Origin of the sequence: Methylobacterium sp. J-043, from assembly GCF_022829505.1 — a bacterium.
Taxonomy (GTDB): domain Bacteria; phylum Pseudomonadota; class Alphaproteobacteria; order Rhizobiales; family Beijerinckiaceae; genus Methylobacterium; species Methylobacterium extorquens_A.
The window spans coordinates 71354-78221 of sequence record NZ_JAKSYB010000027.1 but is presented as its reverse complement, the minus strand read 5'-3'; the positions used below and the strand labels follow the sequence as shown (position 1 = coordinate 78221).

Genomic DNA, 6868 nt, shown 5'->3' with positions numbered 1-6868 from the left:
GAAGCAGGCACCCACAGCCGGCACTGGCGGTGACGACCACTCGGGCAATGCGACCAGACCACTTCATACCAAATCCGTTCGATCCCGTCGGGATAGCGGATATGGACTTCGCCGGGTACCCATCGCGCGGGCGCGATGGGTACCTTACTCAAGCGCCGTGCGAGCTGGCTGATCAGGTCCCCGCTTGGATCAAGCGGAAACCGGATCAGGCGTAGAAATCCATGACGAGGCTCGTTGGCGTGCGGTTTCCGCTCGACGTGCCGGTGGCGCCGTAACCGGAGCCGCTGGCGAGGTTCGCCTGGAGCTGGGAGAGGAAGTCGGAGAGCAGCCGGCTCGCGGCGGCGTTCGCGTCGCTGCCGTCCGAGGCGGTTCCGCTGCTCGAACGGCTGCCCGAACTGCCGGACGCGGCATCCATGGGCGGCGGGCCGCCCGGGCCTCCGACACCACCCGGACCGCCGCCCGCCGCGTCGCCCTTGCCCCCGCTCGCGAACAGCGAGGTCAGGGTGTCGGCCTGCGCGCTGGTGAGGCTGCCGGCGCTGACCTGATCGGCGATGAGCCCTTCGATCTTCTCCTTCATCGCCGCGGGGTCGGGGCGCGACGCGCGGGCTGACCCGGTCGATGAGGACGTCGAGCCCGTCGCATCGGACGATAGACTGGTGTCGATGGAGTCGAGGGCGGAGGTCAGTGCCGTGGCATCGGTCGCGCTGATCGAGCCGGTGGAGACGCCCTGCTGGATCCGGTCGTCGATGCGCGAGCGGCCTCCGCCTCCGGGCGGCGGGAGCGGCGGACGCATCGCTTGCGTGGTGGTGGACGAGATCGAGGTCATGGCGGGCCCTTCCAACGCGGTTTGCGGGCAAATTGCCCACGCGATCAGGAAGGGCGTGTTTACTTAACGAGGCCTTGCCGCCGGGCGGCGGAAACGTTTCCGGATGTTTCCGGAGCCCCGCCGGGCAACGTCGAGCCGCATCTTTGCGGGCGAAGTCTTTGCGGGCGAGGTCACGCCGCCTTGGCGGGGCCCGCCTCCCGGGAGCGTCCGGCGGCGAGCGGTAGGTCGATACGGGCGCAGAAGCCGCCGCCGGTGCGGTTCTCCAAGGTCAGGCGCCCGCCATGGCCCTCGACGATGGCGAGCACGATCGACAGGCCGAGGCCGAAGCCGCTCGCGGAGTCGAGGTTGCGGGCGCGGTCGCCGCGTACGAAGGGCTGGAGCATGGCGCTGCGCTCGGCATCGGGAATGCCGGGGCCGCTGTCGATCACCTCCACCGCCACGCCGGGATGGTCGCTCGAGCCCGCCGGGCCCATGACGAGGCGGGCGCTGCCGCCATACTTCACGGCGTTGTCGACGAGGTTGGTGATCGCGCGTTGGAGGTCGTCGGGTCGGCCGCGCACGAGGACGTGGCGGGTCCGTTCCAGGCTCACCGCCGCGCCGATGTCGCTGAACCCGTCGCAGACCGTCTGCACCACCGAGGCGAGGTCGATCAGCGTGGTCTGGCCCTCGCCCGGCGCCCCCTGCCCGTCCCTGACATAGGAGAGCGCGGATTCCACGAGCCCGTTCATCTGGTCGAGGTCGCGCAGGGTCATCTCGCGGGCGCGCTCGTCCTCGATGAACTCGGCGCGCAGCCGCAGGCGGGTGATCGGCGTGCGCAGGTCGTGGCTGATCGCCGCCAGCATCTGCGTGCGGTCGTCGAGCAGGCGCAGCAGGCGGGTGCGCATCCGGTCGAGGGCGCGGGCGAGCGCCAGCACCTCCTCCGGGCCGCGCTTGGGCAGGGGCGGCGGCTCCTCCGCCGTGCCGAAGGCTTCCGCCGCCGCGGCAAGGCCGGCAAGCGGCGCGGTGAGCGCCCGCGTCGCCCAGAACGAGAGCAGCGTGAGGCTGACTCCGAGGAAGACGAAGGTGAAGATGATCGGCCCCTGCGCCGGCGGGCGCGGGAAGTCGTCGGGCAGCACCGCCCGCAGCCGGGCGCCGGCCGGCGTCGTGATGCCGATCTGAAGAAGGCCGGTCTTGCCCCGGTCGTGACCGGGGGAGAGGTCGGTCACCGGCAGGGCCCGCCCGAAGCCGTCGCGTAGGCGCTCGATCAGGGGATGCTGGCCGATCCCGTCCTCCGTGCTCCCCTGCCCCGTGCTTCCCTCGCCCGTGTTCCCTTGGTCCCTGCTCCCCTGCCCCGCCGACGACGCGGCGCCGTCCCACGGCGCGATGCGCAGGGTCGGCAGGCCGCGCGCCGCCGCCCGGAGGATCCCGTCGCGCTCGCCCGGCTCGGCGGCATCGAGCAGCCGCGCGACGGTGGAGAGCCGGGTCGCGGCGACGCCGGGCCGCTCGTCCGGCCGCCACGGCTCGCGCAGGGCCAGCAGCATGACCGCCGCGAGCACGTGCGCGGCGAGCAGGGCCGCGACGACGAGGAGCGCGATCTGCCCGGCGGCCTTCTTCGGACGAGGCCAATGCAGCCACGGCCGGGTTCGCGACGGTGCGGGGGCAGCAGCCGGCGGCTCCGCCGTGGTTCGCATCGGACTCATGAGCGGCCGATCTCCGGCGCGAACAGGTAGCCGCCTGAGCGGATCGTGCGGATGATCTCGGGGTTGCGCGGATCGCGTTCGAGCTTCTGGCGAAGCCGGGAGACCAGGACGTCGATGCTGCGCTCGAACGGCCCCGCCGCCCGCCCCTGCGTCAGGTCGAGGAGCTGGTCGCGGGAGAGGACGCGCCCCGGCCGCAGGCACAGCGCGTGGAGCAGGTCGAACTCGGCCCCCGTGACGGCGATGCGCGCGCCCTCCGGGCTCAAGACCTGCCGGAGGCCGACATCGAGGGTCCAGCCCGAGAAGTGGAAGCGGCGCGCGCCGTCCCCGTCCTGCGGCTCGGCGCCCTTGCGCCGCAGGATCGCCCGGATTCGCGCCAGCAACTCGCGGGGGTTGAACGGTTTGCCGAGATAGTCGTCGGCGCCGATCTCCAGCCCGACGATCCGGTCGATCTCCTCGGATTTCGCCGTGAGCATCAGGATCGGCACCTGCGACGCGGCCCTGAGGCGCCGGCACAGGCTCAGGCCGTCCTCGCCCGGCAGCATCAGGTCGAGGACGATGAGGTCGACCCGGGCATCGGCCAGTACCCGGTCCATCTCGCGCCCGTCGCCCGCCAGACTCACGCGGCACTCGTTGGCGCGCAGGTAGCGCGCGACGAGCGCGCTGATCTCGCGGTCGTCCTCGACGACGAGGATGTGGGGGGTCGGCAGGTTGGTGGTGGTCATGACGGCATCCGTCTTAACCTCGCGCGCTGCCTGCCCGGAAGTATGGCCGCTGGCGAAGATTGTAACCGCGGGTTTCCGCAGCCGGCCCCGATACCTGCGGCAACAATCCGGCGCGGATTTCCGCTCCCCGCACGCCGCGGCGGCCGCAAGCGTTTCGTCGGCGCCCCTCGATTGCCCTGCTGGCCTGCGATTCTTATGTCGTTGGCATGTGCTCGACAGGTCCGGGCGCCGGAGGAAATCCCCATGCAAGGCTCGAACCGCCTTTTCGACGATGTCGCCCGCCTGTTCACCGACGCCACCGGAGCGGCCCAAGGGGTGCGCCGCGAGGCGGAGACGATGGTCAAGGGCCAGATCGAGCGCCTGATCCGCGACATGGATGTCGCCACGCGCGAGGAAGTGGACGTGCTGCGCGACCTCGTCGCGGCGCTCCGCAGCCAGAACGACGCGCTCGCCGCCCGGGTGAACGCGCTGGAGACCCGGCTCGGCGCCGAGGCGGGGGGCGCCGGCAGTACGGAAGCGGTCTGATCCGGTCCCCGCTTGAAGCAGGCGGGCATTGGATCGCCAAGCCCGCGCGGCGCCTGAGGAGGGGACCCATCGCGCCAGCAGCGCGACGGGATCCCGCCGAAGCCCAAATCCGCCATCCCGAAGGGATCGACCGGATTTGGGAAGAGCGGGCAGCCCGGACTCACCCTCGCGGGAAAGCGCGCATCCGGATTTCTTTGCACAGGAAGCATCGGTGGATAGCCGCGTTGCCCACCGCTGATGCCGGGGCGACGCTTTGAAGCCCGCGGGGCGTGCGGGCTATAAACGATCCGAAGTTGATTCGCCCCGGCGGAAAGGTGGAACCAAACCCTGGGGCGGCGAAATCTGGATTGAACCCCTCCGCAGGACGGAGATCGACGGGCGTTGCCTCGATTCCCGTCACGGCCCTGCTTTGCCCGCCGGCCCGATCGAGCCTCTCGACCGGGCCGACAACTTGGATCGCCATGACCCAGCTTAGCCTCATCGAAGACAGCGACCGGCCGGAGCACCCGCTCGATGTCGTCGAGCGCCTCGCCTCGCTGCGCGACTGGATCTTCGATCGCATCGAGACCGACGAGATGTCGGTCTCCGTCTCGGGCCGCTGGGCCGAGTATCACGTCGCCTTCACCTGGATCGAGGAAGTCGAGTCGCTGCACGTGGCCGCCGCCTTCGACCTCAAGGTGCCGGAGCGGCGCCGGGCCGAGATTCTGCGCCTCGTGGCACTCGTGAACGAGCAGCTCTGGATCGGCCATTTCGACCTGTGGTCGTCCGACAGCGTGGTGATGTTCCGCCACTCGCTGCTGCTCACCGACGGCATCGCGCCGACGCAGGGGCAGTGTGCGATGATGATGAAGACCGCCGCCGACGCCTGCGAGCGCTACTATCAGGCCTTCCAGTTCGTGCTCTGGGCCGGCAAGAGCGCCCGCGAGGCCCTCGACGCGGTGCTGTTCGAGACCGAGGGCGAGGCATAGCCGCCGCGAGATCAAGAGTGATGACACCGGACCACGCCCCGCTCGCCTTCCCCACGCCCCTGGTTCTGGCCGGCGCCGGCAAGATGGGGGCGGCGCTGCTGCGAAGCTGGCTCGCGGGTGGCCTCGACCCCGCCGCCGTGACCGTGGTCGATCCGCAGCCCTCCGCGGAGATCGCGATGCTCTGCGCCGAACGGGCCTTGCGACTCAACCCCGAGGCCGCCGCCCCGGCCGGAGCGTTGGTGCTCGGAATCAAGCCGCAGGTTCTCGACGCGGCGGCTCCGGCGCTGGGGGGCTGGATCGGCCCGGACACCCTCGTCGTCTCGATCCTGGCCGGCAAGACCGTCGCCGACCTCAAGCGCCGCCTGCCGACCGCCCGCGCCGTGGTGCGCGCCATGCCCAACCTGCCCGCCAGTATCGGGCGGGGCGCGACCGGTGCCGTCGGCAGCCCGGAGGTCGGGCCTCAGGCGCGGGCGGGCGCGGAGGCGCTGCTCGCCCGTTCCGGCCTCGTGGCGTGGCTCGACGACGAAGCGCTGATCGACGCCGTGACCGCGGTCTCGGGCTCCGGTCCGGCCTACGTCTTCCTGCTGGCGGAAGCGCTCGCGGAAGCCGGCGTGGCGGCGGGCCTGCCGCCGGAGCTGTCGGCGCAACTCGCCCGCGCCACCGTCGCGGGCGCCGGTGCCCTGCTCGACGCCGAGGCCCGCGAGGCCGGGCAACTGCGCCGGGACGTGACCTCGCCCGGCGGCACCACCGCGGCAGCGCTCGCCGTGCTGATGCGCGAGGGGGCGCTGCCCGATCTGATGCGGGAGGCGGTCGAGGCGGCGCGGCGGCGGGCGGGCGAATTGTCCGGCTGAGAGGCCCAGCGGTTTCAAGCGCGCGGCTCCGACCCTACATGAGACGTGAACCGAATGCGGAGCACGGATCATGGAAACGGCCCCCGAGCCCAATACCGGCGGCAAGCCCGAGACCGGCAGCAATCCTAAAGCCGGCGGGCCATCCGGTTCGTCGAACTCCGAGACGGCGCACAAGCCCAACCCGCGCGAGGCGGCCGTCGAGGCGCTGATGCGGCTCGCGGGCGAGCAGCCCTGGAACGACATCGAGGTCGGCGACATCGCTCGGGAAGCGAACCTGAGCCTCGCGGAATTGCGCGACCTGTTCCCCTCGAAGGGCGCCGTGCTCGGCGGGTTGTCGCGGATCATCGACCGCAAGGTGCTGGAGGTCGACACCGCCGACCTCGCCGACGAGCCGGCCCGCGAGCGCCTGTTCGACGTGCTGATGCGCCGGCTCGATGCGATGACGCCCTACAAGCCGGCTCTGCGCCGCATCGCCTTCGCGCTGCGCGGCGATGTCCTGTCCATGCTGGCGCTCAACGGGGTCGCCCTGAACTCCCACCGCTACATGCTGGCCGCCGCCGGCATCGACACGGAGGGGCCGCTCGGCCGGCTCAAACTTCAGGGCACCGTGATCGCCTTCGCCCGCACCGTCGAGGTCTGGCTCGATGACGACGACCCGGCGCTCGCCCGTACCATGGCCAAGCTCGACCGCGAGATCCGCCGCGGCGAGACCATCATGGAACGCGCCGACGACGCCCGCCGCCTCACTGCGCCCCTTCGCGCACTCGGCCGGGCCGTTCTGGAGCGCCGCCCTCGCCGCGACCGGACGGAACCGCCCGCGGGTGATGGCGAGGATCGCGACCCGGCTGCGGCAATCTGAGCGCAGAAGTCCGAGTGGGAGGGTTCAGGGTCGGAGCGCGTTTGCCGGTCCGATCACGGAACGATGATCCGAAGCACCGACTTTCAAGTCGGTGTGTAAAGCGCTTGCTGAGAATGCTGGCCTAATGGGTTTGTCGCGCGACCATGCTTCGTTTGAGGCGAGCATCAGTGGGATGGCTCGCCCACGCAATTTAATAATAGAGAGTGCACTGCAACTGTGGCGGAGAAGATTTTTACATGAATATCTTCTGCGTTAAAATTTGTCGAAGTTAGTAGCGGTTTCAACACTGGGAGTTGTCGTCGGTGTGCTCGAAGCCCGACGCTGGTTGAAAGGGTACTGGGAAACGCTCCGCGCATTGGCGGCTGAGGGCAAAGATCCGTCTGCCCTGTTGTATCCAGCTCAACCGCGTGCGCGGCAGCCGTTCTGGCGATGAAGGTC

At 70.5% G+C, this 6868-nt stretch carries 7 protein-coding genes; 4 read left to right on the top strand and 3 right to left on the bottom strand.

Going from position 1 to position 6868, the window contains the following annotated elements; translation table 11 throughout:
- Nucleotides 1-205 precede the first annotated feature (205 nt).
- From MKK50_RS04085 to MKK50_RS04075, 3 genes are all read right to left on the bottom strand, one after another.
- Nucleotides 206-826: a hypothetical protein gene (locus MKK50_RS04085; RefSeq protein ID WP_499020565.1), complete on the bottom strand. Its 621-nt coding sequence runs from the start codon at nucleotides 824-826 to the stop codon at nucleotides 206-208.
- Nucleotides 827-996: 170 nt separating this feature from the next.
- Nucleotides 997-2505, bottom strand: a complete 1509-nt coding sequence (locus MKK50_RS04080) for an ATP-binding protein (RefSeq protein ID WP_499020563.1) — start codon at nucleotides 2503-2505, stop codon at nucleotides 997-999.
- Nucleotides 2502-3227 carry a response regulator gene (locus tag MKK50_RS04075; RefSeq protein ID WP_253370282.1) on the bottom strand — a complete coding sequence of 242 codons (726 nt, stop codon included), beginning with the start codon at nucleotides 3225-3227 and terminating at the stop codon, nucleotides 2502-2504. The genes MKK50_RS04080 and MKK50_RS04075 overlap by 4 nt, the downstream gene beginning before the upstream one ends.
- Before the next feature lie 243 nt (nucleotides 3228-3470).
- Between MKK50_RS04075 and MKK50_RS04070 the strand changes: the two genes are divergently transcribed.
- The 4 genes from MKK50_RS04070 (at nucleotide 3471) to MKK50_RS04055 (ending at nucleotide 6430) form a co-directional block, all read left to right on the top strand.
- Complete coding sequence (locus MKK50_RS04070; RefSeq protein WP_499020561.1) at nucleotides 3471-3752, top strand: accessory factor UbiK family protein; 282 nt, start codon at nucleotides 3471-3473, stop codon at nucleotides 3750-3752.
- A 461-nt stretch (nucleotides 3753-4213) separates the two neighbouring features.
- Nucleotides 4214-4720, top strand: coding sequence for a type III secretion system chaperone family protein (locus MKK50_RS04065; protein WP_253370286.1), 507 nt, complete (start codon nucleotides 4214-4216; stop codon nucleotides 4718-4720).
- Between the two features lie 20 nt (nucleotides 4721-4740).
- Entirely contained in the window at nucleotides 4741-5571 is an 831-nt protein-coding gene (gene proC, locus MKK50_RS04060; RefSeq protein ID WP_499020559.1) for a pyrroline-5-carboxylate reductase, read from the top strand.
- Nucleotides 5572-5641: 70 nt separating this feature from the next.
- Nucleotides 5642-6430: a TetR/AcrR family transcriptional regulator gene (locus tag MKK50_RS04055; RefSeq protein WP_499020558.1), complete on the top strand. Its 789-nt coding sequence runs from the start codon at nucleotides 5642-5644 to the stop codon at nucleotides 6428-6430.
- Nucleotides 6431-6868 lie beyond the last annotated feature (438 nt).

Excerpts from the sequence above, each read along its gene's own strand:
- proC (WP_499020559.1), top strand. The coding sequence starts at position 4,741 with ATGACACCGGACCACGCCCCGCTCGCCTTCCCCACGCCCCTGGTTCTG.
- MKK50_RS04085 (WP_499020565.1), bottom strand. The coding sequence starts at position 826 with ATGACCTCGATCTCGTCCACCACCACGCAAGCGATGCGTCCGCCGCTC.
- MKK50_RS04075 (WP_253370282.1), bottom strand. The coding sequence starts at position 3,227 with ATGACCACCACCAACCTGCCGACCCCCCACATCCTCGTCGTCGAGGAC.
- MKK50_RS04065 (WP_253370286.1), top strand. The coding sequence starts at position 4,214 with ATGACCCAGCTTAGCCTCATCGAAGACAGCGACCGGCCGGAGCACCCG.
- MKK50_RS04055 (WP_499020558.1), top strand. The coding sequence starts at position 5,642 with ATGGAAACGGCCCCCGAGCCCAATACCGGCGGCAAGCCCGAGACCGGC.
- MKK50_RS04080 (WP_499020563.1), bottom strand. The coding sequence starts at position 2,505 with ATGAGTCCGATGCGAACCACGGCGGAGCCGCCGGCTGCTGCCCCCGCA.
- MKK50_RS04070 (WP_499020561.1), top strand. The coding sequence starts at position 3,471 with ATGCAAGGCTCGAACCGCCTTTTCGACGATGTCGCCCGCCTGTTCACC.